This is a genomic window from Falsirhodobacter sp. 20TX0035, from assembly GCF_028307215.1.
Lineage (GTDB): Bacteria > Pseudomonadota > Alphaproteobacteria > Rhodobacterales > Rhodobacteraceae > Falsirhodobacter.
The window spans coordinates 83,872-107,586 of sequence record NZ_JAQMHV010000005.1; the positions used below are offsets into that span (position 1 = coordinate 83,872).

Sequence of the window (23,715 nt, forward strand, 5' to 3'; positions counted from 1 at the left end):
CGCGGCTTGCAAGCACCCGATCGCCACCCTACACCTTAAGGCAGAGAAGGAGTTTCGCATGACGATCCGCATTGATCTGGCCGAAGCCATCGGCAACACCCCCCTCATCCGCCTGCGCCGCGCGTCCGAGGAGACGGGGTGCGAGATTTTGGGAAAATGCGAGTTTCTGAACCCCGGGCAGTCGGTCAAAGATCGCGCGGCCCTGTGGATCATCCGCGACGCCGTGGCGCGGGGCGTGCTGAAGCCCGGCGGGACGATCGTGGAAGGCACGGCCGGCAACACCGGCATCGGGCTGGCGCTGGTGGGCGCGTCCATGGGCTTTCGCACGGTCATCGTGATCCCGGAAACGCAAAGCCAAGAAAAGAAGGACATGCTGCGTCTGGCCGGGGCCGAACTGGTCCAGGTGCCGGCGGCGCCCTACAAGAACCCCAACAACTATGTCCGCTACTCGCAGCGGCTGGCCGAACGGCTGGCACAGACCGAACCCAACGGCGCGATCTGGGCCAACCAGTTCGACAACCTGGCCAACCGTCAGGCCCATGTCGAAGGCACGGGGCCCGAGATCTGGGAGCAGACGAACGGCAAGGTGGATGGCTTCGTCTGCGCCGTCGGCTCCGGCGGGACGCTGGCCGGGGTGGCCATGGCGCTGCAGCCCAAGGGCGTGAAGATCGGTCTGGCGGATCCCGAAGGGGCCGCGCTGCACGCCTTCTACACGACCGGGGAATTCGCCTCGCCCGGATCCTCCATCACCGAAGGGATCGGTCAGGGGCGCATCACGGCGAACCTGGAAGGCTTCACGCCCGATTACAGCTGGCGCATCCCGGACGCCGAGGCCCTGCCCCTAGTGTTCGAGATGCTGGAGGATGAGGGCCTGTGCCTTGGCGGATCGTCCGGCATCAACGTGGCCGGTGCCATCCGCATGGCGCAGGAGATGGGCCCCGGGCACACGATCGTGACCGTGCTCTGCGACTACGGCAACCGCTACCAGTCGAAGCTGTTCAACCCGGACTTCCTGAAAGGCAAGGGCCTGCCCGTCCCTGAATGGCTGGACCGCGCGCCCAAGGCCCTTCCCGAAGTCTACGCCGACTGAACTTGCATGACGGCCCGTCGCACCCTACATCGGGCGTGACGGGTTCTGCTCTTCTCGTGCGAGGCATTTTTCCAGTGGCCGATAAGCACTTCCGAGGGAGCTGGCTCTGCCATGATCCTGGTCATGGTATCTGGTTCCCACCTGATTCGTCAGGCTCTCGGGAAATCCCGCTCTCCACGGTCGCTGCGGGCCCGTCACCTTCCCTCACATCCTGATCGTCACGTCGCCTTCGACATGAAAAAGGGGCGGCTTTCGCCACCCCTTCAGTTTGTCTTTCGACAAGATCGGGTTTCTTAGAACCCGTAAACCAGCGACAGACCCAGCGTGTTGTCCGTGCGTTCCTGCGAACCGCCACGGGCTTCGTTGTAGTCCGACAGGTAGCTGACGCGCGTGGAGAAGGCGTCCGAGATCTTGAAGTTCACACCCAGATCGTTGTTGGCGCGCAGAGCTTCGTCGGAGTCCAGAACGTCCGTGTCCATGGTGACGAAGACGTTCGGGTTGATCGACCAGAAGAAGCGCGAAGACAGCACGTAGCCGACTTCGGATTCGCTGCGACCGTCGCCGTATTTCAGGTACGACTGGCCGACACCGACCTGCACGCGCCAAGCCAGATCTTCACGGTTGAAGATGCGGTAACCGGGGCCCACGCCGATAAATGCATCCTGTTCGATCGTGTTGCTGATGATCTCGTCACGCTGCGCGTCCGTCAGCAGGTCCGCATCCGTAACGTCGAAGAAGTCTTCGGCTTCTTGGTCTTCGACATCGTCAGCCAAGCCGTCGGTGACGACGCGACCCATCACGAAGCCGTAGAAACGGTCGTTGAAGTTGTAGATGCCGTCATAGACACCAAACACTTTTTCTTTGGACGATTCGTTGTCATCTTCCTCGAATTGCATCAGGAACGACAGGTTCTGCGTCCACGGACCAGCGTTGTGCGTCAGACGGGCGCCGATGTTCAGGCTCTGGCCTTCATCGTTGCCGGTGTTGCCAGAGTAGCCGAGCGAGGCGCTGCCCGACAGACCTTCACGCGCGCCGGTCGTGCCGTAACGCAGTGGGTCGTTCGAACGGTCGAACTGCTGCTGCACGTCGAAGCGCTGCTGGTCGATCTGGTCGTCGATCGCGTTCGGGTTGACGATGCTGTCAGCGGCGGTTTGCGCGAACACCGGAGCGGCAGCGCCGATCATCAGGGCGAGCGCCGAAACACCGGCAATTTTCAAATTCGTTTTCATTACTTCCTGTCCTTTCAAACCGAAGGTCCCGGACCGTCTGTCCGGGGCGGCTGTTAACCCTGCCGACAACAAGAATAGGTGTTTGAACGTGAGCTACCACCAGCCCGCGCAGAGCGTAAATATTTTCTAAAAGGTGGAACCAAAATGCAGGCGGGCAAAATGGCGAAAATACGCCGATACATTTCGGATTGGGAACATCATGACGCGACGTCACGACATTATCGTGACGCAAATGAGACATTTGAGGCTCTTCTTCCCGCTCTTGCAGGCGCTGCTCAAGCGTGAGGTCTGTCATACCATTGCTTCAACAACCGTCTTCAACGGCCTGTTTGTTGCGGTTCTGCCACAAAAAAACGCCCGCTTTTGGCGGGCGTTCGGTCAGAACCGATCGGGCTGGGCCTCCCGGGCCATGTGATCCAGGACGGCATTGACGAATTTTGGCTCCCGTCCATCCGGGAAGAAGGCCTTGGCCACGTCCACGTATTCCGTGATGACGACCTTTGGCGGTGTCTCGGCCGTGACCAGTTCCGCCCCTGCCGCGCGGAACAGGGCGCGCAGCACAGGGTCGATCCGGTCGATGGGCCACTTCGCCACCAGCCCACGATCCGTCATCTGGTCGATCTTTGCTTGACGGTTCACGGCCTCCGACACGACATGGCGGAAGTGGTCGGGCTCTCCCTCCACCATCTCGTCGCCTTCATACACGGCACCGAAACGGTGCGTCTCGAACTCCCGCGTGACGGCTTCCACCGTTTGCCCGCGCGCTTCCATCTGGAACAGCGCCTGCACTGCATACAGGCGCGAGGCGGACTTCATCTGGCGTTTTTCGGCCGGGGTCATGCCAGCGTCCCTTCGCCCTTGGCCAGATGCACCTCGTCAGCGCGGAAGCCGATGTTGCGGCGCGGGGCCGCGAGCCGGCGGCGCAGCGCGATCAGGTGCAGCGCGGCGGCGGCGGCGCCCCCGCCCTTGTTCTGACCGGCGGCCTCGGCCCGCACCACCGCCTGGTCGCGGTTTTCCACGGTCAGGATGCCGTTGCCGATGCAGGCGCCCTGCAGGCCTAGCAGCGCCAGCGCGCGGCTGGAATCGTTGCACACCGTCTCGTAATGCGTCGTCTCGCCCCGGATCACGCAGCCAAGCGCCACATATCCGTCAAAGCTCGACTGCCGTTCGCAGATCGCGATGGCCGAGGGGATCTCCAGCGCGCCCGGCATCTCGATCACCTCGACGGTGGCGCCGGCGCGGTCGGCCACGCCGCGCGCGCCTTCCACCAGCTGGTCCGCGATGTCCTTGTAATAGGGCGATACGACGATGGCGAGTTTCACCGGAGCGTCGAACTCCGGCAGCGGCAAGGTGTAATGCTGTTCGGCGGCGGCCATGTCAGTCCTTCCTGATCGGGCGGGTTCCGGCGATGGTCAGGCCATAGGCTTCCAGACCCACCACTTTCGGAGCTGCCGAATTGGTCAAAAGCTCCAGCGCGTGCAAGCCCAATGCGGCCAGAATCTGCGCCCCCACCCCATAATTCCGCAACGTCTGCGGCGAGGCTTCGCCCGCGGCGGCCAGCTTCGGCGACGTGTCGCGCAGCAGCACGACCACGCCGCGCCCTTCGGCGGCCACGGCCTGCATGGCCACCGGAATCTCGTCCTGCCGGCCGGCGGTCAGGCCGATGATGTCCTCCAGCGGGTTCAGCAGGTGGATCCGCGTCAGGACCGGTTCGGGCGTGGTGATGTCGCCCTTGGTCAGGACGATATGCTCGGTCCCCGTGGGTTCGTCGGCGTAAAGCCGCATCATCCAGTCGCCGCCATGCACGGAATGCACGTGCCGCGCGTCCCGCTCCTTCACGAGGTTGTCGTGGCGGCGGCGATAGCCGATGAGGTCGGAGATCGTGCCGATCTTCAGCCCGTGCCGCTGGGCAAAGGCCACGAGGTCAGGCAGGCGCGCCATCGTCCCATCCTCGTTCATGATCTCGCAGATCACGCCCGAGGGGTTGAGGCCGGCCAGACGGGCGACGTCCACCGCCGCCTCGGTGTGGCCCGCGCGGACCAGCACGCCGCCGTCGCGCGCGCGCAGCGGGAAGACGTGGCCGGGGGAATGGATGTCGTCGGCGCCCTTGGTGGGGTCGATGGCGACGGACACGGTGCGGGCGCGGTCATGGGCGGAAATGCCGGTGGTCACGCCCTCCTTCGCCTCGATCGACAGGGTGAAGGCGGTTTCGTGCCGGCTGCCGTTCTTCGCGCTCATCTGGACAAGGCCTAGCGCGTCGATCCGGGCCGAGGGCAGCGCGAGGCAGATCAGGCCGCGCCCGTGGGTGGCCATGAAGTTGATGGCTTCGGGCGTGGACATCTGCGCGGGAATAACAAGGTCGCCCTCGTTCTCGCGATCCTCATGATCGACCAGGATGAACATCCGGCCGTTGCGGGCGTCCTCGATGATCTCCTCGATCGACGAGATCGCGTCGCTGAATTCGGTTTTTTCGGTCATGGCACTCTCCGCGGATCGTTCCGGACATACCGCGCAGAGGGTCGGGATGCTAGGCGAAATACCGCTCTGCCGGGAGGTGACCGGCCAGCCGGCCCGCCGCCACCCATTCCCGTTCGGTCATGGTTTCGGCGATCAGGAGCACGCGGTCGGCGGGCCAGGGTCGCCGGAGCTCCTCCACCCGCCGGCACAGCTCCGGCCAGGGCAGAAGCCCCGGCGCGGATCCCGCGCGATCGATCGTCAGCCCTTGCAGGTCCAGATCCCGCACGACCCTCGCCACCGTCAGGGGCGGCGCCACGGCCAGCGCACGCGCGGCCTGCGCCTGCGCCATCCGCGCCACGCGGTCGGCGTCACCCTGCCCTTCGCGCAGCATCCGCAGCGCGTTGGTGGAAAACAGAAGGGCGATCACGTCATGTCCGGTGGTCGCGCGGATCCCGGCATAGGTGCGGTAGTCCAGACCCAACTCCGCCGCGCGCTTCACGCGCAGGCGCACCACCTCCACCGGAAGGGTCGGCATCAGGGCCTTGCGGGCCTTGGTCCAGGCCAGCCGGCGAAAGGCGTGCCCTGCCATCGCGGGGCCGCCATTGTGGCCGATCAGCCCCATTCGCGCAGGCGCGCGACATAGCGGGCCATCGTGTCGACCTCCAGGTTCACGCGGTCGCCGGCGGCCACCGCGTTCCAGGTGGTGACCTCCTGCGTGTGGGGGATCAGGTTCACGCCGAATTCGGCCCCGTTCACCTCGTTCACCGTCAGGGAGGTGCCGTTCAGTGCGACAGAGCCCTTGGGCGCGATGAACTTCGCCAGCTCCTCGGGGGCACGGAAGGTGACGCGCAGGCTGTCGCCCTCGCGCGCGGTGCCCACCACCTCGGCCACGCCGTCCACATGGCCCGACACGATGTGGCCACCCAGTTCGTCGCCCACGCGCAGCGCCCGTTCCAGGTTCACCCGCTTTCCTTCGTGCCAGGCGTTCGGCCCGCCGATGTTCGTCTTGCCCAGCGTTTCAGCCGAGATGTCGACGTCGAACCAGTCCGGCCCCAGCTGCACCACCGTCAGGCACACCCCTTCGCACGCGATGGAGGCACCGATGTCGATGCCCGCCGTGTCGTAACGGGTGCGGATGCGGGCGCGCAGGTCGCCCCGCCGCTCGGTCTGAAGAACGGTTCCGATGTCGGTCACGATTCCGGTAAACATGGGCGGTCACCTCGCTTTCGTTTCCGGGGTATCGCTGCTAGGAAGGCGACGCAAGACCCCGGCCTTGCCAAGAGCGTGCCGAAGATTATCAATCCATGGTTGATCCCGTCTTAACGAAAGTCCCATGGCCCACAGCGACCGCGTCTTTCTTTTCCTGCAAGGCCCGCACGGCCCCTGGTTCCGCACGCTGGGCAAGGGCATCGCCGCCTCGGGCGCAAAGGTCTGCCGGGTCGCGTTCAACGCGGGCGATCGCGCCTTCTGGCCGGCCGACACGCTGATTCCCTTCAACGGGGCACCCGAAGACTGGCCCGCCACCTTTACCGCGCTGATCAAGGCGCGGGGTGTCACGGACATCGTGCTTTATGGCGACACGCGCCCCATCCACGCCCGCGCGGTGGAGATCGCGAAGGCGCGCGGCATCATCGTCCACGTGTTCGAGGAAGGGTATCTGCGCCCCCACTGGGTGACCTACGAACGCGGCGGATCGAACGGGCATTCGCGGCTCATGGACACCACCGTCGCCCAGATGCGCGAGGCGCTGGAGCGTGTGGACATGGACCTGCCCGAAGCGCCGGCCCGCTGGGGCGACATGCGCCAGCACGTGTTCTGGGGCGCCGTCTACCACTTCTTCGTCGCCACCGGCCGGGGGTTCGAGAATTTCCGCCCCCACCGCGACCTCAACGTGCATCAGGAGTTTCGGCTGTATCTGCGGCGGCTGGCGCTGATGCCCGTGCATCACGTCAAGCGGCGGCTGGCCACGCGGCGGATCATGCGGGGGGGCTTTCCCTATCACCTCGTCCTGATGCAGCTGGCACATGATTCGAGCTTCCGGATGCATTCCCCCTTCGGCTCCATCACCGAGTTTCTGGAGCTCGTGACCTCGGCCTTCGCGGTGGGCGCGCCGCCGCACCACCACCTTGTCTTCAAGGCCCACCCGCTGGAGGATGGGCGCACCCCCGTGGCCGAAGAGGTGTGCCGCCTGGCCCGCCTGCACGGGATCGAGGCGCGGGTGCATTTCGTCCAGGGCGGCAAGCTGGCACGGCTGATGAACGACGCGCGCAGTGCCGTCACCGTCAACTCCACCGCCGGGCAGCAGGTGCTGTGGCGCGGCCTGCCGCTGGCGGCCCTTGGGCGCGCCGTCTACGGCAAGCCCGAATTCATCACCGACCAGCCGCTGGCCCGCTTCTTCGCCGCCCCCGCCCGCCCCGACGGCCGGGCTTATCGCGACTACCGCCATTACCTGCTGGAAACCTCGCAGGTGCCGGGCGGCTTTTATTCGGCGCAGGGGCGCCATGCCCTGCTGCGCCAGGTCGTGGACATGATGCTTCAGGACGAAGATCCCTATGACGCGCTGCAGTGTGGCAAATCGGCGCCAAAACAACCTCTCCGTGCGGTTCACTGAGGGTTCGGGAAAAATACCGGTCGTAAAAAGGGATACGATCTGTAGTATCGCCGAAAAACCCGGAATGGAGCGGCAAGTGAAGTCCCAAACAAAGCGCGTGGTCCGGATGGCCGTCATGATCACGCTGGTTACAACGGTGGCCGCCTGCGGGCTGCCGCGGTCCGGCCCGACGAAACGTGAGATCTACGCGGGTTCCGTGTCGCGTGGAGGGGATGCGTTCATCTTCGACGTGACCCCGCAGGTGAACCGCGTCATTTCCAGCCCCGACAACCTGGGCTTCTCCTCCTCCTTCGCCAATGCGGGCGTGGTGGGCGCCGACACGATCTCGGCCGGGGACACGCTGACCCTGACCGTCTATGAAAACGTCCGCGACGACCCGCTTCTGGGTAATGGCGGCCAGCGCGTCTCCTCGTTGAACGAGATGCAGGTCGATGGCGACGGGTTCATCTTCGTGCCCTATGCCGGGCGCATCCGCGCGGCGGGCCAGACCCCGGAATCGCTGCGCCAGCTGGTGACGAACGCGCTGCAGAACCAGACCCCCGATCCGCAGGTGCTGGTGCAGCGCGTGGCCGGCGACGGCGCCACCGTGTCCGTAACGGGCACGGCCGGGGCCGCCGGCATCTATCCGCTGGCCCAGCCGTCGCGCACCCTGCTGCGCGTGCTGTCCGCCGCCGGCGGCGTGGCAAGCGAACCGACGGCCACCATCGTGCGCGTGACGCGCGGCGGCCGCACGGAAGCCGTCCGCCTTCAGGACCTGTACGACAACCCCGCGCTGGACATCGCCTTGCGCAACGGCGACCGGATCACCGTGGAACGCGACCGCCGCCAGTTCACGGCGCTGGGCGCCACCGGCCAGCAGGTCGTCCCGTTCGAGCGGGCGAACCTGTCGGCGCTGGAAGCGATCGCGCAGGTGGGCGGTCTTCAGACCAACCTCGCCGACCCCAAGGGCGTCTTCGTGTTCCGCAACGAAACGGCCCGCACCGTGCAGGCCCTGACCGGTCGTCCTGACCTGGTCGGCATGCAGCGGGTGGCTTATGTGCTGAACCTGACCGAACCCTCGGGCATGTTCGAGGCGCGGGACTTCCAGGTGCAGGACGGCGACACGATCTATGTCACCGAGGCGCCGTTCGCCCAATGGACCAAGACCGTCCAGGCGATCCTCGGCACGTCCAACGCCGTCACCTCGGTGTCGAACGTCGGACAGTAATGGCGGCGCCCCGCCGGCTGTTCTTCTTCAACGCGGGTCTGCTTCGGCAGGCCCGTTTGCGTCGTATCCTGTCCCTTGCGGGGCATGAACTGCATCTGGGCCTTCCGGGACCGGAGGACGGCGTCGTGGTCTGGGGCCGCAGCCCCTATGCCGCCCGGGGCGAGGCCGTGGCCCGCCGCCGCGGCGTTCCCCTGTTCCGGCTGGAGGACGCGTTCCTGCGATCGGTGCGCCCCGGCCGTGTGGACAAGGACGGCCCGCTGGGCGTCTTTCTGGACACAGGCGTGCATTTCGACGCGAGCCAGCCCACCGCGCTGGAAGCTGCGCTGAACGCCCCCGCCGATCCCGCACTCCTGGCCCGCGCCCGAACCGGCATTGCCCGCCTGCGCGCGCTGGAGCTGAGCAAGTACAACGATTTCGATCCGGACGCCCCCCTGCCCCCTCCGGGTTTCGTGCTGGTGGTGGATCAGGTGAAGGGCGACGCCTCCCTGCGTCATTGCGGGGCCGGGGCGGATGTGTTCGACCGGATGCTGGCCGCAGCCCGGACCGAGAACCCCGGCGCCCGAATCGTGATCAAGACGCATCCCGAAACCGCCGCTGGCCTGCGTCCCGGCCATCTGACGGGGGCGGAGATGATCGCCGGCGGCTCTCCTTGGCGGCTTCTGGAACGGGCAGCGCGGGTTTACACCGTCTCCTCTCAGTTGGGGTTCGAGGCGATCCTGACGGGCCACCGCCCCCGCGTCTTCGGCGCGCCCTTCTATGCCGGATGGGGGTTGAGCGAGGACGAGATCGCCCTGCCGCGCCGCACCGGCCGCCCAACAGCGGAACACCTTTTCGCGGCGGCCATGATCCAGACGCCCTTGTGGTACGACCCCTGCCGCGACCGCCTGTGTTCGTTCGAGGAGGCGGTGGACCAGCTGGAGGCCGAAACCCGCGTCTGGCGCGAAGACCGGCACGGCCACATCGCCACCGGCATGCGCCTGTGGAAGCGGGGTCGGTTGCAGGCGGTGTTCGGCCGCCACGCGCCGCTGCGCTTTCGCCCCGACCCCGTCCGAGCGGCGGCCGAGGCGGCGGCCACCGGGACCAGCCTGCTGGTCTGGGCGGGGAAGGAGCCACCCGGACTGCACGCCCCCATGATCCGGCGGGTGGAGGACGGGTTCCTGCGGTCCCGTGGGCTTGGGGCCGAACTGGTCCCGCCCTTGTCTCTCGTGGCCGACGATGCGGGCATCTACTACGATCCGACGCGGGAAAGCCGGCTGGAGCGCCTGATCCTTGCCCCACCCCCGCCCGGTGCGCAGGAACGCATAATGCGGCTGGTGGCGCGGCTGACCGAAGGGGGTCTCTCGAAATACAACCTCGGCGGCAATCTGCCCGATCTGCCCGAAGGGCATCGCATCCTCGTGCCGGGACAGGTGGAGGATGACGCCTCCCTCCGCCTTGGCGGCGGAACGGTGCGGCGCAACGCCGACCTGCTGCGGGCGGCGCGGACGGCGCATCCGGGGGCCATCCTTGTCTACAAGCCCCATCCGGATGTGGAGGCGGGCCTGCGCCCCGGCGCCATCGACGCGGCCGAGGCCGATGTCGTGGCCACGCAGGCCGACGCCATGGCGCTGATCCTCGCCTGCGACGAGGTCTGGACGATGACGTCGCTTCTGGGATTCGAGGCGCTGCTGCGGGGACGGCCGGTGACCTGCCTCGGCGCGCCCTTCTATGCGGGCTGGGGGCTCACGACGGACCTTCACCCGCCGCCACCGCGCCGCGCGCCGCGTCCGTTGTGGCAAGTGGCGCATGCCGCGCTGATCACCTATCCGCGCTATTACGATCCGGTGTCACGCCGCCCCTGCCCAACCGAGGTGGTCGTGGACCGCCTCCAGCAAGGCAACCTGCCGAAGCCGTGCATGGGCAATCGACTGCTGGCCAAGGCGCAGGGCGCCTTCGCCAGCCGCGCGCATCTTTGGCGTCAGTAGATGTAGCGGATCTGCTCGGTCCAGAAACGCTCGACCTTGCGGAGGGCGTTGTTGGCATCCTCCATCGCGTTCACGGACAGAAGGTCGCGGCCGCTGATGACCTTGGAATGCTCGTCGAACAGCTTCAGGAGCATCTGGCGAATCTCCAGCCCTCGGGGGGTCAGCCGCACCCGCACCGAACGGCGGTCGACCGAGGAGCGTTCGTGGTGCATGTAGCCCAGATCGACCAGCTTGCGCAGGTTGTAGCTGACGTTGGAGCCTTGGTAGAACCCGCGGCTGCGCAATTCGCCCGCCGTCACCTCGTTCGCGCCCACGTTGAACAGCAACAGGGCCTGGATCGGGTTGATGTCCAGATGGCCGATCCGCTCGAACTCGTCCTTCACGATGTCCAGCAGAAGGCGGTGCATCCGCTCAACCAGGCCGAGTGTCTCAAGATAGCTCGACAGCGTGGCCGTACCGGTGCCGTCGATCACCTCCAGGGCGTGCAGGGTCATTCGATTTCCTCATACTCGTTAAACACAACAATCGGCACAAAAGGGAAACATATGGTAAACACTCATGCGCCCCGAAAACGTTCCCGCGCAAAAATTGCAATCTGGGCGAGCAACGGCTTCATCGGACCTTCCGGTATTTCGCGCTGTCCCAGCATCCATGCCAGCAGGTCCTGATCATTCTCTAGCAAAATTTTGTCATAAATTGCAACCGTATCTTCAGATAGGTCGGCAAGATGCTGATCCGCCCAGGGACCAAGGATCAGGTCCATCTCCTTCATCCCGCGCCGCCAGGACCGCATGCGCAAACGCTTCAGGACATCGTTCATGATTCTCTCCCCGGGGCCTCGTGGAAACGCTTGATCGGCTCCGGCACGCACCCTAAGACGGGAACGCAAGAATTTCAAACCGAGGAACCGTCATGGCCTTCCTGTCCGACACCCTGTCGCGCGTCAAACCCTCCCCCACCATCGCCGTCACCAACAAGGCGCGCGAACTGAAGGCGGCGGGCCGCGACGTGATCGGCCTGGGTGCCGGAGAGCCGGACTTCGACACGCCCCAGAACATCAAGGACGCCGCCAAGCGCGCCATCGACGAGGGCAAGACAAAATACACCGCCGTGGACGGCATCCCCGAACTGAAGCAGGCCATCTGCGACAAGTTCCAGCGCGAAAACGGCCTGTCCTACAAACCGAACCAGGTGACGGTCGGCACGGGGGGCAAGCAGATCCTCTACAACGCCTTCGTGGCCACGCTGAACGCAGGCGACGAGGTCATCATCCCCGCGCCCTACTGGGTCAGCTATCCTGACATGGTGCTGCTGGCCGGCGGCGAGCCGGTTCCGGTCGTCGCGGGGATCGAGACGAACTTCAAGCTCTCGCCCGAAGCGCTGGAAGCCGCGATCACGCCGAAAACGAAGTGGTTCATCTTCAATTCCCCCTCGAACCCGACGGGTGCGGGCTACACCCGTGAGGAGCTGAAGGCCCTGACTGACGTGCTGATGCGCCACCCGCATGTATGGGTCATGTCGGACGACATGTACGAACACCTCGTCTTCGACGACTTCGAATTCTTCACGCCGGCGCAGGTGGAACCGGGCCTGTATGACCGCACCCTGACCTGCAACGGCGTGTCCAAGGCCTATGCCATGACCGGCTGGCGCATCGGCTATGCGGCGGGACCCGTGGAGCTGATCAAGGCCATGGGCACCATCCAGTCGCAGTCGACCTCCAACCCCTCCTCTGTGTCGCAATACGCGGCGCTGGAGGGGCTGACGGGTCCGCAGCAGTTCCTGGACGACAACAAGGCCCTGTTCCAGCGCCGCCGCGATCTGGTCGTGTCCATGCTGAACGAGGCGCCCGGCATCAACTGCCCTACGCCCGAGGGCGCCTTCTACGTCTACCCCGACATCTCGGGCTGCATCGGCAAGACGTCGGCCAAGGGCACCGTCATCACCGATGACGAGGTCTTCGCCAGCGCCCTGCTGGAGGAGGAGGACGTCGCCGTCGTCTTTGGCGCGGCCTTCGGCCTGTCGCCGAACTTCCGCGTCAGCTACGCCACCGCGGACGAGGTCCTGCGCGAGGCCTGCACCCGGATCCAGCGTTTCTGCAGCGGATTGACCTGACCATGAAAGAGCTTCCAGGCCTGTATTTCCGCATCCGCGACAACGGCGCCTTCGTGTTCCGGCTGGACACGGAAAACCGTCAGCGCCGGCTGGACCTGGAGCACATCGCCACCGTCAACATCGGCAAGGGCGAATACAAGACGCAGGGCGACCGGACTCTTTCGCCCGCCGAGGTGGAGGAGATCCGCGCCTGGATCGTGGCGCGGCGCGAGGTTCTGGCCCAGCGCGACTTCGATGCCGCGTGGGGCATGATCGAGCAGATGAACCTGACAACTCAATGGCTGCAAAACCGGGCCGGGGACGATCAGGCCGAGGCGCTGACCGAAGGGCTGCTGATGGCGATGCACGATCTGCGCAGCGTTCTGGTGCGCCGCCGTGCGGACCGATTCACAAAGGATGCCGCCGACTAGATCGGTTCCCATGTTCCTGTCCGTTTTCGATATCTTCAAGATCGGCGTTGGCCCGTCGTCATCCCACACGATGGGGCCGATGGTCGCCGCCGGCCGTTTTCTGGACCGGCTGCGGTCCAGCCCGTTCCAGCCGGTGGGGCTGCGCGCCTCGCTTCACGGATCGCTGGCCTTCACCGGGGTCGGCCATGCAACGGACCGCGCCACCATCCTTGGGTTGGCCGGTTTTCTTCCCGACATCTTCGACGCGACCCGGGCCGAGGAGGCGCTGGCCGCCATCACCCGCACCGGCCGCATCCGCCCCCCCGGCCTGCCGGAGCTGGTGTTCGATCCGAAATGCGACCTGCTCTTCGATTACGGCCCCGCCCTGCCCGGCCACGCCAACGGCCTGATCCTGCGCGCGACCGACGCGCAAGGCGACGTGCTGCTGCAGGAAACCTACTACTCCGTCGGCGGCGGTTTCGTGGTGACGGCGGACGAACTGGCCCAGGGGAGCGTCAACGCCGAAACGCCCGTGCCCTATCCCTTTCACAAGGGGGGCGAGATGCTGGCCATGGCCGCCCGGTCCGGCCTGAGCATCGCCGAAATGAAGCGCGCCAACGAGCTGACGCTGCGGTCCGAGCGGGAGTTGACGCAGGGCATCGACCGGATCTGGCAGGTGATGACGGACTGCATCGACCGCGGGATCGCGCGCGACGGCATCCTGCCGGGCGGGCTGAACGTCCGCCGCCGCGCGCAGAACATCCACGACCAACTGCTGCGGGAACGCGGGCTGAACATGGTGGCCCCGCACACGATCAACGACTGGATCGCCCTTTACGCCATGGCCGTGAATGAAGAAAACGCCGCTGGCGGGCAGGTCGTCACCGCCCCCACAAACGGGGCGGCGGGCGTGGTGCCGGCCGTGATCCGCTACTGGCTGGACCATGTTCCGGGCGCCAGCCGCGCCAAGCTGGACGATTTCCTGCTGACGGCGGCGGCCATCGGCGGCCTCGTGAAGCACAACGCCTCCATCTCGGGCGCGGAATGCGGGTGCCAGGCGGAGGTCGGATCGGCGAGCGCCATGGCCGCGGCGGGCCTTTGCGCCGTTCTGGGCGGCACCCCCGCACAAGTGGAAAACGCGGCCGAGATTGCGCTGGAGCATCACCTTGGCATGACCTGCGATCCGGTGAAGGGACTGGTTCAGGTGCCCTGCATCGAACGCAACGGGCTGGGCGCGATCAAGGCCGTGTCGGCGGCCAGCCTTGCGCTGCGCGGCGATGGCCAGCATCTGGTCAGCTTGGACGCCTGCGTGGAAACAATGCGCCAGACCGGCCGCGACATGCACGAGAAGTACAAGGAAACCTCGCTCGGCGGGCTGGCGGTCAACGTTCCCAACTGCTGACGGCGCGGATCGCGGCGTCCAGACGGCGGCGCGGCAGCATCACCAGCATCCCGGGACCGTCAAAGGCCAGCCGCACCCGCCGCGCGTCGGCCGCGTTCGACGTCCCGATCCGGCCGTCCGGTGCGAAGTCCAGCCCGTCGATCGGCCAGACCAGCCCTTCGGACCGGCCCGTCACCCCCGTCATCGGAAACAGCGACACGCGATCGCCGGGCGACAGGTGCAGATCCAGGGGATGCAGCGCGTGAAAGATCACGTCCTCCGGCCCCAGCAGCAGGCAGGGCGGGCCGCGATGCCGCACCAGCGCGTTCAGCACGGCAAAGCCGTGATCCACCCGGGCCCCCGCCACCCCCACCGCCAGAACGAAGGGCGCGTCGATGTTGCGCAGCGTCTTGTCGAAATCGGTGCTGTCCTGCTCCGTCACGTGGTGCAGCCGCCCCTCCAGCCGCGCGCGGGAGGGGGCGGAGATCGAGTCGAGATCCCCGATCACCGCCGTCGGCTCTTCGCCCAGCGCCAGCGCGCGGTCGGCCCCACCGTCGGCGGCCACCAGAACGGGCGCCCGCGCCAGCGCCAGACGCAGGTCGCGGCGCGACACCGGGCCGCCCGCGATCAACGTCACCGCGTGTGATGATTGAACAATCCGCGCCATCATGCGAGTGAAGGCCCGTAGCGAAAAGAGGGCCGTCTGGAAGCCTTCGATCGCGCAGCGAGCACGATCTGACATCCCACCAGCCGACCCGGATCGGGCCCGAGGGGCGAGCGCCATATGAACGGACCGAAGAAAATCATGACCGTCTCATACGGGACATTCTCCTGCACTCTGGAGGGGTTTGAGGATCCGTTCAACCTCATGCAGGAGGTGACGGCGTATTTCCGCACCGTGGCGGCCGAGGATCGCCAGTTCGGGGCCGAACCCCCGGCGCATCCGCGCTTCGATCCCTCCACCTCCCCCACGCCCCCGGCCGAAGACGCGTCGGTGGAGCGGTTGATCCGAGAAGCCGACACCCAGATGAGCGAACCCGCGAACCGCCGCCGGCATTCGGCCATCCGTCACCTGCGCGCCGCCGTGGCCGCCAGCGTGGCCGAACGGCTGGAACGCCGCGCGCCCGAAGCCCCCGCCCTGCGCACCGAGCCTGCACCCGTGTCGACCGGATTCGCCGCCTTTGCCGATTGCTTGGGCGCCGAGACGCCTGTCGAACTGGCCGAGGCGGCGGCCGTGTGGCTGCTGCGGATGGAACAGCGGCCGGTCTTCACCCGCCCGCAGGTCCTGCGACATGTGGCCAGCCTTGCCACCCTGTCCCATGACGCGATGGTCGAGGGGTTCGAGACGCTGGTCGCCGCCGCCATCCTGGAACGGCAGGACCGCGGACGCTTCGCCCTCACCGCGCGCTCGGTCTTTCTGCGCGAGGTGAGCGGTCGCGACTGACCCCCTCAGTCGGCGAAGGGGTCCGTGACGAGGATCGTGTCGTCCCGCTCGGGCGAGGTCGAGAGCAGCGCCACCGGGCACTGGATCAGCTCCTCGATCCGGCGGACATACTTGATGGCCGCGCCGGGAAGGTCGTTCCACGAACGGGCGCCGGCGGTCGATTCGCTCCAGCCCTCCATCTCCTCGTAGATGGGGGTGCAGCGGGCCTGCTGGTCGGCCGCGATGGGCAGGTGGTCCAGACGCTTCCCGTCCAGATCGTACCCGACGCAGATCTTCAACGTCCTGAACCCGTCCAGCACATCCAGCTTCGTCAGCGCGATGCCCGACACGCCCGAGGTGGCGCAGGTCTGGCGCACCAGAACCGCGTCGAACCAGCCACAACGACGCTTGCGCCCCGTGACGGTGCCGAATTCATGCCCGCGTTCGCCCAGACGCTGCCCATCCTCGTCGTGCAGTTCGGCCGGGAACGGGCCTTCGCCCACGCGGGTGGTGTAGGCCTTCACGATGCCCAGCACGAACCCGATGGAGTTCGGGCCAAGCCCCGTCCCCGTCGCCGCCTGCCCCGCGATCACGTTCGACGACGTAACATAAGGATAGGTGCCGAAATCGATGTCCAGAAGCGCGCCCTGCGCCCCTTCGAACAGGATGCGCTTGCCAGCGCGGCGGGCGTCGGTCAGCACCTTCCAGACGGGGGCCGCATAGGGCAGCACCTGCGGCGCGATCTCGCGCAGCTTGGCCAGAAGGTCGGCGCGGTCGATCGGCTCCATCCCGAGGCCGCGGCGCAGGGCGTCGTGATGCACCAGCAGACGGTCGACGCGCAGTTCCAGCGTCGCGTCGTCGGCCAGATCGGCCACGCGGATGGCGCGACGGCCGACCTTGTCCTCATAAGCCGGGCCGATGCCGCGGCCGGTGGTGCCGATCTTCGCGACCGAAGCCTGACCTTCGCGGGCGCGGTCCAGCTCTCCGTGCAGCGGCAGGATCAGCGGCGCGTTTTCCGCGATCATCAGGTTCTCGGGGGTGATCTCCACGCCTTGGCCACGCAGCTTCTCGATCTCGGTGACCAAGTGCCACGGATCCAGGACGACGCCGTTGCCGATCACGCTCAGCTTGCCGCCGCGCACGATCCCCGAGGGCAGCAGCGACAGCTTGAACACCTTTTCGCCGATGACCAGCGTGTGGCCGGCGTTGTGACCGCCCTGGAAGCGCGCGATCACATCGGCGCGTTCCGAAAGCCAGTCCACGATCTTGCCTTTTCCTTCGTCACCCCACTGGGCGCCGACGACGACGACATTGGCCATTTGGCGGTCCTTTCCGGTCCTTGGTCAAACCGTCTGTGTCATAGCGGCTGCGGGCGGGGGAAGAAACCCCTGACGATGTCGTGGGGCACCCTTCCATCAGGCGCGCCGCCCCCTTATGCTGCCCGCGCAGAACGCCATGATGGGGACCGACACGATGAAACGGCTGATGATTGCCCTCCTTCTGACAACCGTGCCGGCCCTTGGCCATGCGTTCGAGACGCGTGCGACCTCCGCCTGGGTCTACGACATGACCACGCACACGGTTCTTCTGGACAAGAACGCCCACACGCCCGAACACCCTGCGTCCATGTCGAAGCTGATGACGCTGAACATGCTGTTCGAAGCGCTGCACGACGGCCGCGTGACCATGGACACCACCTTCCCCGTGTCGGAAAAGGCCTGGCGTATGGGCGGGTCGAAGATGTTCGTGAAGCCCGACGACCGCCCTACGGTGGAAGAACTGATTCACGGCATCATCGTGAACTCGGGCAACGACGCCTGCGTGGTGGTGGCCGAGGGCCTTGGCGGGACCGAGGAGAACTTCGCCAAGATGATGAACGACCGGGCCAAGCAGCTGGGCCTGAACGATTCCCACTTCGTCAACGCCTCGGGCTGGCCGGACCCGGAACATCTGATGTCGATGCACGACCTGGGCGTTCTGGCCGTCCGCCTGATCGAGGAGTTCCCCGAACTCTACCAGAACTTCTCGGTCCAGTCCTTTGTCTACATGAACCGCGTTCCCGCAAACTCGGCCAACCGCAACCCGCTGCTGGAGATCCAGGCCGGCGACTGGCACGCCGACGGGCTGAAGACCGGCCACACCGAACAGTCGGGCTATGGCCTTGTCGGGTCGGCGAAATCCGATCTGGACGGCCGCCGGATCGTCTTCGTGATCAACGGGCTGCAAAGCAACGCCGACCGCGCGACCGAGGCCGAGGCCATCTCCAACTTCGCGTTCCGGCAGTTCACCCAGAAGACGGTGGTGAAGGCGGGCGAACGGCTGGGCACGGCCGATGTCTGGATGGGTCAGGCGCAGGATGTGGGTCTGGTGGCGGCGCAGGACGTGAAGCTGCTGGTGCCCGTGCAGTTCCAGGACCAGATCGCGGCCGAGATCGTGTATTCCGGCCCCGTTGACGCGCCCGTGGCGCAGGGGCAGGAGTTGGGAACGCTGCGCGTGACCATTCCGGGTATGGGCGAACAGACGGTTCCACTGGTGGCCGAAGGCGCCGTGGCGCCGGGCGGCTTCGGCACCCGGCTGATGACGGCGGCGCGCGTTCTGGCCGACCGGTTCCTGGCCGCCGATGCCGCCCCCCCGGCCGAGCAGCCCGCCCAGTGACCACGGGCGGTCGCTTTCTCAGCTTCGAGGGGATCGACGGGTCGGGCAAGTCCACGCAGGCCCGCGCGCTGGCGGATGCCCTGCGCGCGCGCGGCCATGACGTGACCCTGACGCGCGAACCCGGCGGCAGCGAGGGGGCGGAGGAGATCCGCCACCTTCTGCTTCAGGGCGACCCCGACCGCTGGTCCGCCACGACCGAACTTCTGCTGTTCACCGCCGCCCGCCGCGACCATCTGGAAAAGACGATCCTTCCGGCGCTGGATCGGGGGGGCATCGTCATCTCGGACCGGTTCATCGACAGCACGCGGATGTATCAGGGCCTGCGGGGCGGCCTGCGCGATCAGGCGGACCTGCTGCACGACAGGATGATCGGGCTGGATCCGGACCTGACCCTGCTGATCGACATCGACCCCGAACTGGGCCTGTCACGCGCGCAGAACCGCGGCGGCGAACAGCGGTTCGAGGATATGGGACTGGCCCTGCAACGCCAGATGCGCAATGGCTTCCTGGCGCTGGCCGCCGCCCCCCGCTTCCGCGTCATCGACGGCGCGCGTGACGCGGACGCCGTGGCCGCCGACGTGCTGGCCGCGACGCTGGACCATCTGGCGGGCGCCTGATGGCCGAGGTGACGCTTCCCGAACCCGACCGCGTCGAAGGCGCCCCCCACCCGCGCGACACCCGCATCCTGTTCGGCCATGACCGGGCCGAGGCCGCGTTCCTCGACGCCTTCCACACCGGCCGCCTGCACCACGGCTGGCTGATCACCGGCCCGCGCGGCGTGGGCAAGGCGACGCTGGCCTGGCGGATCGCCCGTTTCCTTCTGGCGCAGGAGGGTGGGATGTTCCCCCCCGACTCGCTGGAGGTGGAGGCCGATCACCCCGTCGCCCGCCGCATCGCCGCCCTGTCCGAACCGCGCCTGTTCCTGTTGCGGCGCGGCGCGAACGCCACCGGATCGGCCCTGTCCGCCGACATCCGCGTGGACGAGGTGCGGAAGATGAAAAGCTTCTTCACCCTGTCGGCGGCCGATGGCGGGCGCCGCGTTGCCATCGTGGACGCGGCGGACGAACTGGCCCCCGCCGGGGCCAACGCCCTTCTGAAGCTGCTGGAGGAACCGCCCCCCGGCGTCACGTTGATCCTTGTCAGCCACCAGCCCTCGCGCCTGCTGCCCACGATCCGGTCGCGCTGCCGGGAACTGCGCCTGTCCGCGCTGGAACCGGCGGCGATGCAGGACGCGCTGGTGCAGGCTGGCGCGGCGGTGGAGGATCCCGTGGCGCTGGCCGAACTGGGCGGCGGGTCGGTGGGGGAAGCGGTGCGGCTCCTGAACCTCGACGGGCTGGTGCTGTATCGGCAGCTGGTGGACCTTCTGGGCACCCTGCCCCGGCTGGACCGCGGCCGCGCGCTGGCGCTGGCCGAGGCGGGCACGGGCCGGGGGAATGAGGCGCGGTTCGACCTGATCGTCGGCCTGATCGACCGGCTTCTGGCGCGGATGGCACGGGCCGGCACGCTGGGCGCCCTTCCGCCCGAGGCCGCGAAGGGCGAATCCGACCTTCTGGAACGGTTGTCCCCCACCCCGCGCGCGGCGCTGGCCTGGGCCGAACTGCAGCAGACGCTGGGCCACCGCGCGCGCCAGGGAAAGGCGGTCAACCTTGACCCTGCCGCCCTTCTCATGGATATGGTTCTGAAAATTGACGAGACGGCGGCCACGCTCGCCCGGACATGTGCATGATCGTTGACAGCCACTGCCACCTGGATTTCCCCGACTTCGCCGAAGAACGGGACGAGGTGATCGCCCGCGCCCGCGCCGCCGGTGTCACGCGCATGGTGACGATCTGCACCCGCCTGCGCAACGAACCCGCCGTCCGCGCCATCGCCGAGGCGCATGAGGGCGTGTTCTACGCCGCCGGCACCCACCCCATGAGCGCGGCCGAAGAGCCGATGGCCACGGTGGACCAGCTGGTGGCGCTGGCGCTGCATCCGAAGTTCGTGGGGATCGGGGAAACCGGGCTCGACTATCACTACAGCGGCGATTCGGCGGCGGTGCAGCAGGAAAGCCTGCGCGTGCACATCGAGGCGGCGCGGCAGACCGGCCTGCCCCTGATCATCCACGCCCGCGACGCCGATGACGACATGGCCCGCATCCTGACCGAAGAGCACCGCGCCGGCGCCTTCGGCTGCGTGATGCACTGCTTCTCCTCTTCGGCGGAACTGGGGCGGGCGATGCTGGATCTGGGTTTCTATCTGTCCATGTCGGGGATCGCAGCCTTTCCAAAATCAGGCGCGCTGCGCGACATCTTCGCGGCGGCCCCGCTGGACCGCATCCTTCTGGAAACCGACAGCCCCTATCTGGCGCCCCCGCCCCATCGCGGACGGCGCAACGAACCGGCCTACACCGCCCACACGGCCAAAGTTGGGGCGGAGGTGTTCAGAATGACGCTGGAGCAGTTCGCCGCCGCCACCACCGCCAACTTCGACCGCCTGTTCGCGAAGGCTGCCGCATGATCCGGCTCACCATCCTCGGCTGCGGATCGTCGGGGGGGGTGCCGCGCCTGGGAGGGCATTGGGGGGCCTGCGATCCGTCCAACCCGAATAACCGCCGCCGCCGCTGTTCACTGCTGGTGGAACGCTTCGGCGACGGGGGCGTCACGCGCGCCCTGATCGACACCACGCCCGACATGCGTGACCAGCTTCTGGACGCGGGGGTGGGAGAATTGGACGCCGTCGTCTACACCCATCCGCATGCCGACCACGTGCACGGCATCGACGACCTGCGCCAGATCGCGTTCAACATCGGCACCCGCCTGCCCGTCTGGGCCGACGCCGCCACGCAGGAGGCGCTGCTGTCCCGCTTCGCCTATGCCTTCGTGCAGCCCGCAGGCTCCTCCTATCCGCCGATCTGCGACCTGAACAGCATCACCGGCGCGTTCGCCGTGACGGGCGCCGGCGGGCCGATCCCCTTCCAGCCCTTCACCGCGCATCACGGCACCATCGACGCGCTGGGATTCCGGATCGGGAACGCGGCCTATCTGCCCGACGCGGTGGCCATCCCCGAAAGCAGTTGGCCCGTGCTGGACGGCCTGGACCTGTTCATCGTGGACGCCCTGCGCCCGAAGCCGCACCCGTCGCATGCCCATCTGGCGCTGACACTCGAATGGATCGCGCGCGCCGCCCCGGCCCGGGCCGTGCTGACGAACATGCACATCGACATGGATTACGACACGCTGTGCCGGGACCTGCCGGACGGCATCATCCCCGCCCATGATGGAATGAGGATCGACTTGTGAACGCCCTTCTGAACGTCATCCTGCCGGTCTTCCTGGTTATCGGCTTTGGATACTGGGCGCGGCGTTCGGGGCTGATCACGGACCCGGCCATCGACGGGGTCACGCGTTTCGCGCAGAACTTCGCCCTGCCCTGCCTTTTGTTCTACAACATGGCAACGCTCGACATCGCGAACAGCTTCGAGCCGGGGATCTTCCTTGCCTTCTATTCCGGCGCCTTTGCGTGCTTCCTCGTGGGCGGGATCGCGGCCTACACGCTCTTCAAGCGCCCGCCAGAGGATTCGGTGGCCATCGGCTTCTGCTGCCTCTTCTCGAACTCGCTTCTGCTGGGCATTCCGATCATGGAACGGGCCTACGGGTCGGACGCGCTGGCGGGCAACTTCACGATCATCGCGCTGCATTCCCCGATCCTGTACGGCGCCGGCATCGCCACGATGGAGATCGTGCGCGCCCGCGGCACCGGCATCGCCAAGATCCAGCTGGCGCGCCAGATCCTGCAATCGCTGATCCGCCAGCCGCTGGTCATCGGCATCCTGCTGGGGCTGACCTGGAATCTGACGGGCCTTGGCCTTCCGGGCGTGCTGGAAGGGGGGCTTCAGATGATGATGCGCGCGGCGCTTCCCGCGGCGCTGTTCGGGCTGGGCGGCGTCCTGTGCCGCTACCGTCCCGAAGGCGACGGCAAGGTGGTGGCCATGATCTGTGTGCTGTCGCTGATCGTGCACCCGCTGATCGGCTATGGCATCGGGCGCGCGGTGGGTCTGGGTGTGGATCAGTTGCGGTCCGTTGTGGTGACGGCGTCCATGGCGCCGGGGATGAACGCCTTCCTGTTCGCCAACCTTTACGGCGTGGCGAAACGCGTCAGCGCCACCAGCGTGCTGGTCGCGACGGCGCTGTCGCTCTTTTCCATCTGGGGCTGGCTGCACGTCCTGCCGTAAGGCGCCTCAGGCGGCCACCGCGCCCGCATAGGCCGCCGCCAGCTTAGTATGGACGCCCTGGGTGGCATAGCCCGCCCCGTGGTAGCCGCGCGCGAAGGCCGACCAGTCGTGCCGACGCAGGTCGTCGTCCAGACCTTCGGACTGGATGAAGCGGACCATCGCCTCCAGCTGCGCCGCTTCGTCATCCATGAAGGCCGCGACCATGGCCTGAACGGTGTCATGACCGGCCGCCTTGTGATGCGCACCAAGGATCCGCCCCAGCCCCCAGGCGGCCGACCGCAGCGCCGCCACTGGGTCCAACGTCATTGCCAGATCCAGCGCGGCATAGCTGTCTTGGGGCTGTGCCTTCATCCCCCAGACTGGACAGGCCAGCCCCGCCCGTTCCGCCCCCTTGCGTTTTGAGGCGGGCAGTTCGCGCCAGAAGACATGCGGCTCGAACACCATGACCGGGCGGCCCTGCGCATCGAAGCCTCCCTCTGCCGCTTCCACCGCCATCACGGCACGAAGTTCCTCTTCCCCCACGCCGATCAGGGTGGCGATCTCGGGCAGGTCATAACCGGTCAGCCGCTCCGCGCGGCCCTTGAAGCAGTATGTCACAGGCTGGTCCCCCACAGGATGATGGTGATGGCAAGGGCGAGGGTCCAGGCCCGACTCTCTTCGCGGATCAATTGCAGCAGGGGATCACGCATCGCGCATCTTCCGCGCGCGGGCGTCGACGACGGCCGACAGAGCCCGCACGCCTGAAATGCCGAGAGTTCCGGCCAGAAAGGCGGCCATGGCGATCGTCTGCGGCCGCTCCTCCATCCGCAGAAGCCACAGGATCATCGGCCAGACGTAACAGCCTGCCAGCGCCCCGCCCGCGACGGCCAGAACCGCCGCCTGCCACGTGCGCCGGTCTGACGCGATCCAGCGCGTCGCCCCGCCGAAGGCCCCTGCCAGAAGCGTCCGCTCCCCCTCGATCCCCAACGTGCAGAGCACGCC

At 67.1% G+C, this 23,715-nt stretch carries 26 protein-coding genes; 14 read left to right on the forward strand and 12 right to left on the reverse strand.

Features of this window, described 5'->3' with window-relative positions; genetic code table 11:
• Positions 1 to 58: 58 nt before the first annotated feature.
• On the forward strand, positions 59 to 1,090 hold the full coding sequence (locus PIJ50_RS08300) for a cysteine synthase A (RefSeq protein WP_271974331.1): 1,032 nt from the start codon (positions 59 to 61) through the stop codon (positions 1,088 to 1,090).
• A 293-nt stretch (positions 1,091 to 1,383) separates the two neighbouring features.
• Here PIJ50_RS08300 and PIJ50_RS08305 read toward each other — a convergent pair whose 3' ends face one another.
• The 6 genes from PIJ50_RS08305 to PIJ50_RS08330 all read right to left on the reverse strand — a co-directional run bounded on the left by PIJ50_RS08305 (position 1,384) and on the right by PIJ50_RS08330 (position 5,985).
• Positions 1,384 to 2,319 (reverse strand): DUF481 domain-containing protein, encoded by a 936-nt coding sequence (locus PIJ50_RS08305; RefSeq protein ID WP_271974332.1) that lies wholly within the window; start codon positions 2,317 to 2,319, stop codon positions 1,384 to 1,386.
• Positions 2,320 to 2,697: 378 nt separating this feature from the next.
• On the reverse strand, positions 2,698 to 3,159 hold the full coding sequence (gene nusB, locus PIJ50_RS08310) for a transcription antitermination factor NusB (protein WP_271974334.1): 462 nt from the start codon (positions 3,157 to 3,159) through the stop codon (positions 2,698 to 2,700).
• A complete protein-coding gene (locus PIJ50_RS08315; protein WP_271974336.1) occupies positions 3,156 to 3,695 on the reverse strand; it encodes a 6,7-dimethyl-8-ribityllumazine synthase in 540 nt (179 codons plus the stop codon). The genes nusB and PIJ50_RS08315 overlap by 4 nt, the downstream gene beginning before the upstream one ends.
• Position 3,696: 1 nt before the next feature.
• A complete protein-coding gene (ribB, locus tag PIJ50_RS08320) occupies positions 3,697 to 4,797 on the reverse strand; it encodes a 3,4-dihydroxy-2-butanone-4-phosphate synthase (RefSeq protein WP_271974339.1) in 1,101 nt (366 codons plus the stop codon).
• A 49-nt stretch (positions 4,798 to 4,846) separates the two neighbouring features.
• A complete protein-coding gene (locus PIJ50_RS08325) occupies positions 4,847 to 5,365 on the reverse strand; it encodes a hypothetical protein (RefSeq protein ID WP_271974341.1) in 519 nt (172 codons plus the stop codon).
• Positions 5,366 to 5,388: 23 nt separating this feature from the next.
• Positions 5,389 to 5,985 carry a riboflavin synthase gene (locus PIJ50_RS08330; RefSeq protein WP_271974343.1) on the reverse strand — a complete coding sequence of 199 codons (597 nt, stop codon included), beginning with the start codon at positions 5,983 to 5,985 and terminating at the stop codon, positions 5,389 to 5,391.
• A gap of 124 nt (positions 5,986 to 6,109) precedes the next feature.
• Here PIJ50_RS08330 and PIJ50_RS08335 point away from each other — a divergent pair, with 124 nt between their 5' ends.
• The 3 genes from PIJ50_RS08335 (at position 6,110) to PIJ50_RS08345 (ending at position 10,558) form a co-directional block, all read left to right on the forward strand.
• Positions 6,110 to 7,387, forward strand: coding sequence for a capsule polysaccharide biogenesis protein (locus tag PIJ50_RS08335; protein WP_271974344.1), 1,278 nt, complete (start codon positions 6,110 to 6,112; stop codon positions 7,385 to 7,387).
• Between the two features lie 76 nt (positions 7,388 to 7,463).
• Complete coding sequence (locus PIJ50_RS08340) at positions 7,464 to 8,594, forward strand: polysaccharide biosynthesis/export family protein (protein ID WP_442900716.1); 1,131 nt, start codon at positions 7,464 to 7,466, stop codon at positions 8,592 to 8,594.
• Positions 8,594 to 10,558 carry a capsule polysaccharide biogenesis protein gene (locus tag PIJ50_RS08345; protein ID WP_271974346.1) on the forward strand — a complete coding sequence of 655 codons (1,965 nt, stop codon included), beginning with the start codon at positions 8,594 to 8,596 and terminating at the stop codon, positions 10,556 to 10,558. The genes PIJ50_RS08340 and PIJ50_RS08345 overlap by 1 nt, the downstream gene beginning before the upstream one ends.
• Here the strand turns inward: PIJ50_RS08345 and PIJ50_RS08350 are convergent.
• Both PIJ50_RS08350 and PIJ50_RS08355 read right to left on the reverse strand, forming a co-directional pair.
• Complete coding sequence (locus PIJ50_RS08350; RefSeq protein ID WP_271974347.1) at positions 10,552 to 11,052, reverse strand: MarR family winged helix-turn-helix transcriptional regulator; 501 nt, start codon at positions 11,050 to 11,052, stop codon at positions 10,552 to 10,554. The two genes, PIJ50_RS08345 and PIJ50_RS08350, sit on opposite strands and share 7 nt — an antisense overlap.
• Before the next feature lie 62 nt (positions 11,053 to 11,114).
• Positions 11,115 to 11,378 (reverse strand): succinate dehydrogenase assembly factor 2, encoded by a 264-nt coding sequence (locus tag PIJ50_RS08355; RefSeq protein ID WP_271974348.1) that lies wholly within the window; start codon positions 11,376 to 11,378, stop codon positions 11,115 to 11,117.
• A 92-nt stretch (positions 11,379 to 11,470) separates the two neighbouring features.
• Here PIJ50_RS08355 and PIJ50_RS08360 point away from each other — a divergent pair, with 92 nt between their 5' ends.
• The 3 genes from PIJ50_RS08360 to PIJ50_RS08370 are packed head-to-tail and all read left to right on the forward strand — an operon-like array spanning position 11,471 to position 14,464.
• Positions 11,471 to 12,673 (forward strand): pyridoxal phosphate-dependent aminotransferase, encoded by a 1,203-nt coding sequence (locus tag PIJ50_RS08360; RefSeq protein WP_271974349.1) that lies wholly within the window; start codon positions 11,471 to 11,473, stop codon positions 12,671 to 12,673.
• Positions 12,674 to 12,675: 2 nt separating this feature from the next.
• Positions 12,676 to 13,083: a hypothetical protein gene (locus PIJ50_RS08365; RefSeq protein ID WP_271974351.1), complete on the forward strand. Its 408-nt coding sequence runs from the start codon at positions 12,676 to 12,678 to the stop codon at positions 13,081 to 13,083.
• 10 nt (positions 13,084 to 13,093) lie between these two features.
• The gene (locus PIJ50_RS08370) at positions 13,094 to 14,464 is read left to right on the forward strand and encodes an L-serine ammonia-lyase (protein WP_271974352.1); all 1,371 of its coding nucleotides are present in this window, start codon (positions 13,094 to 13,096) and stop codon (positions 14,462 to 14,464) included.
• Here the strand turns inward: PIJ50_RS08370 and PIJ50_RS08375 are convergent.
• Complete coding sequence (locus PIJ50_RS08375) at positions 14,445 to 15,113, reverse strand: thiamine diphosphokinase (protein WP_271974353.1); 669 nt, start codon at positions 15,111 to 15,113, stop codon at positions 14,445 to 14,447. The two genes, PIJ50_RS08370 and PIJ50_RS08375, sit on opposite strands and share 20 nt — an antisense overlap.
• A gap of 135 nt (positions 15,114 to 15,248) precedes the next feature.
• On the opposite strand from PIJ50_RS08375, the gene PIJ50_RS08380 reads away from it, so the two are divergent.
• Positions 15,249 to 15,887, forward strand: a complete 639-nt coding sequence (locus PIJ50_RS08380) for a hypothetical protein (RefSeq protein WP_271974510.1) — start codon at positions 15,249 to 15,251, stop codon at positions 15,885 to 15,887.
• Between the two features lie 5 nt (positions 15,888 to 15,892).
• Here the strand turns inward: PIJ50_RS08380 and PIJ50_RS08385 are convergent, their stop codons facing one another.
• Positions 15,893 to 17,185 carry an adenylosuccinate synthase gene (locus PIJ50_RS08385; protein WP_271974355.1) on the reverse strand — a complete coding sequence of 431 codons (1,293 nt, stop codon included), beginning with the start codon at positions 17,183 to 17,185 and terminating at the stop codon, positions 15,893 to 15,895.
• A gap of 154 nt (positions 17,186 to 17,339) precedes the next feature.
• Between PIJ50_RS08385 and PIJ50_RS08390 the strand changes: the two genes are divergently transcribed.
• From PIJ50_RS08390 to PIJ50_RS08415, 6 genes are read left to right on the forward strand one after another with little or no spacing between them, the layout of a single operon-like run.
• Positions 17,340 to 18,521: a D-alanyl-D-alanine carboxypeptidase family protein gene (locus PIJ50_RS08390; RefSeq protein WP_271974357.1), complete on the forward strand. Its 1,182-nt coding sequence runs from the start codon at positions 17,340 to 17,342 to the stop codon at positions 18,519 to 18,521.
• Positions 18,518 to 19,138 carry a dTMP kinase gene (tmk, locus tag PIJ50_RS08395; RefSeq protein ID WP_271974359.1) on the forward strand — a complete coding sequence of 207 codons (621 nt, stop codon included), beginning with the start codon at positions 18,518 to 18,520 and terminating at the stop codon, positions 19,136 to 19,138. Before PIJ50_RS08390 ends, tmk begins: the two co-directional genes overlap by 4 nt.
• Positions 19,138 to 20,247 (forward strand): DNA polymerase III subunit delta', encoded by a 1,110-nt coding sequence (locus PIJ50_RS08400; protein ID WP_271974360.1) that lies wholly within the window; start codon positions 19,138 to 19,140, stop codon positions 20,245 to 20,247. The genes tmk and PIJ50_RS08400 overlap by 1 nt, the downstream gene beginning before the upstream one ends.
• On the forward strand, positions 20,238 to 21,020 hold the full coding sequence (locus tag PIJ50_RS08405; RefSeq protein WP_271974362.1) for a TatD family hydrolase: 783 nt from the start codon (positions 20,238 to 20,240) through the stop codon (positions 21,018 to 21,020). Before PIJ50_RS08400 ends, PIJ50_RS08405 begins: the two co-directional genes overlap by 10 nt.
• On the forward strand, positions 21,017 to 21,802 hold the full coding sequence (locus PIJ50_RS08410) for an MBL fold metallo-hydrolase (protein WP_271974363.1): 786 nt from the start codon (positions 21,017 to 21,019) through the stop codon (positions 21,800 to 21,802). The genes PIJ50_RS08405 and PIJ50_RS08410 overlap by 4 nt, the downstream gene beginning before the upstream one ends.
• Positions 21,799 to 22,734: an AEC family transporter gene (locus PIJ50_RS08415; protein WP_271974365.1), complete on the forward strand. Its 936-nt coding sequence runs from the start codon at positions 21,799 to 21,801 to the stop codon at positions 22,732 to 22,734. Before PIJ50_RS08410 ends, PIJ50_RS08415 begins: the two co-directional genes overlap by 4 nt.
• Before the next feature lie 6 nt (positions 22,735 to 22,740).
• Here the strand turns inward: PIJ50_RS08415 and PIJ50_RS08420 are convergent, their stop codons facing one another.
• Entirely contained in the window at positions 22,741 to 23,331 is a 591-nt protein-coding gene (locus PIJ50_RS08420) for an N-acetylmuramidase domain-containing protein (RefSeq protein ID WP_271974367.1), read from the reverse strand.
• A gap of 84 nt (positions 23,332 to 23,415) precedes the next feature.
• A complete protein-coding gene (locus PIJ50_RS08425) occupies positions 23,416 to 23,712 on the reverse strand; it encodes a hypothetical protein (protein WP_271974368.1) in 297 nt (98 codons plus the stop codon).
• Positions 23,713 to 23,715 lie beyond the last annotated feature (3 nt).

Coding starts and splice junctions, on each gene's coding strand:
- PIJ50_RS08385 (WP_271974355.1), bottom strand. CDS start 17,185: ATGGCCAATGTCGTCGTCGTCGGCGCCCAGTGGGGTGACGAAGGAAAA.
- PIJ50_RS08405 (WP_271974362.1), top strand. CDS start 20,238: ATGTGCATGATCGTTGACAGCCACTGCCACCTGGATTTCCCCGACTTC.
- PIJ50_RS08400 (WP_271974360.1), top strand. CDS start 19,138: ATGGCCGAGGTGACGCTTCCCGAACCCGACCGCGTCGAAGGCGCCCCC.
- PIJ50_RS08305 (WP_271974332.1), bottom strand. CDS start 2,319: ATGAAAACGAATTTGAAAATTGCCGGTGTTTCGGCGCTCGCCCTGATG.
- PIJ50_RS08375 (WP_271974353.1), bottom strand. CDS start 15,113: ATGATGGCGCGGATTGTTCAATCATCACACGCGGTGACGTTGATCGCG.
- ribB (WP_271974339.1), bottom strand. CDS start 4,797: ATGACCGAAAAAACCGAATTCAGCGACGCGATCTCGTCGATCGAGGAG.
- PIJ50_RS08365 (WP_271974351.1), top strand. CDS start 12,676: ATGAAAGAGCTTCCAGGCCTGTATTTCCGCATCCGCGACAACGGCGCC.
- PIJ50_RS08390 (WP_271974357.1), top strand. CDS start 17,340: ATGAAACGGCTGATGATTGCCCTCCTTCTGACAACCGTGCCGGCCCTT.
- PIJ50_RS08325 (WP_271974341.1), bottom strand. CDS start 5,365: ATGGCAGGGCACGCCTTTCGCCGGCTGGCCTGGACCAAGGCCCGCAAG.
- PIJ50_RS08330 (WP_271974343.1), bottom strand. CDS start 5,985: ATGTTTACCGGAATCGTGACCGACATCGGAACCGTTCTTCAGACCGAG.
- PIJ50_RS08380 (WP_271974510.1), top strand. CDS start 15,249: ATGACCGTCTCATACGGGACATTCTCCTGCACTCTGGAGGGGTTTGAG.
- nusB (WP_271974334.1), bottom strand. CDS start 3,159: ATGACCCCGGCCGAAAAACGCCAGATGAAGTCCGCCTCGCGCCTGTAT.
- PIJ50_RS08315 (WP_271974336.1), bottom strand. CDS start 3,695: ATGGCCGCCGCCGAACAGCATTACACCTTGCCGCTGCCGGAGTTCGAC.
- PIJ50_RS08370 (WP_271974352.1), top strand. CDS start 13,094: ATGTTCCTGTCCGTTTTCGATATCTTCAAGATCGGCGTTGGCCCGTCG.
- PIJ50_RS08350 (WP_271974347.1), bottom strand. CDS start 11,052: ATGACCCTGCACGCCCTGGAGGTGATCGACGGCACCGGTACGGCCACG.
- PIJ50_RS08355 (WP_271974348.1), bottom strand. CDS start 11,378: ATGAACGATGTCCTGAAGCGTTTGCGCATGCGGTCCTGGCGGCGCGGG.
- PIJ50_RS08360 (WP_271974349.1), top strand. CDS start 11,471: ATGGCCTTCCTGTCCGACACCCTGTCGCGCGTCAAACCCTCCCCCACC.
- PIJ50_RS08300 (WP_271974331.1), top strand. CDS start 59: ATGACGATCCGCATTGATCTGGCCGAAGCCATCGGCAACACCCCCCTC.
- PIJ50_RS08410 (WP_271974363.1), top strand. CDS start 21,017: ATGATCCGGCTCACCATCCTCGGCTGCGGATCGTCGGGGGGGGTGCCG.
- PIJ50_RS08345 (WP_271974346.1), top strand. CDS start 8,594: ATGGCGGCGCCCCGCCGGCTGTTCTTCTTCAACGCGGGTCTGCTTCGG.
- PIJ50_RS08335 (WP_271974344.1), top strand. CDS start 6,110: ATGGCCCACAGCGACCGCGTCTTTCTTTTCCTGCAAGGCCCGCACGGC.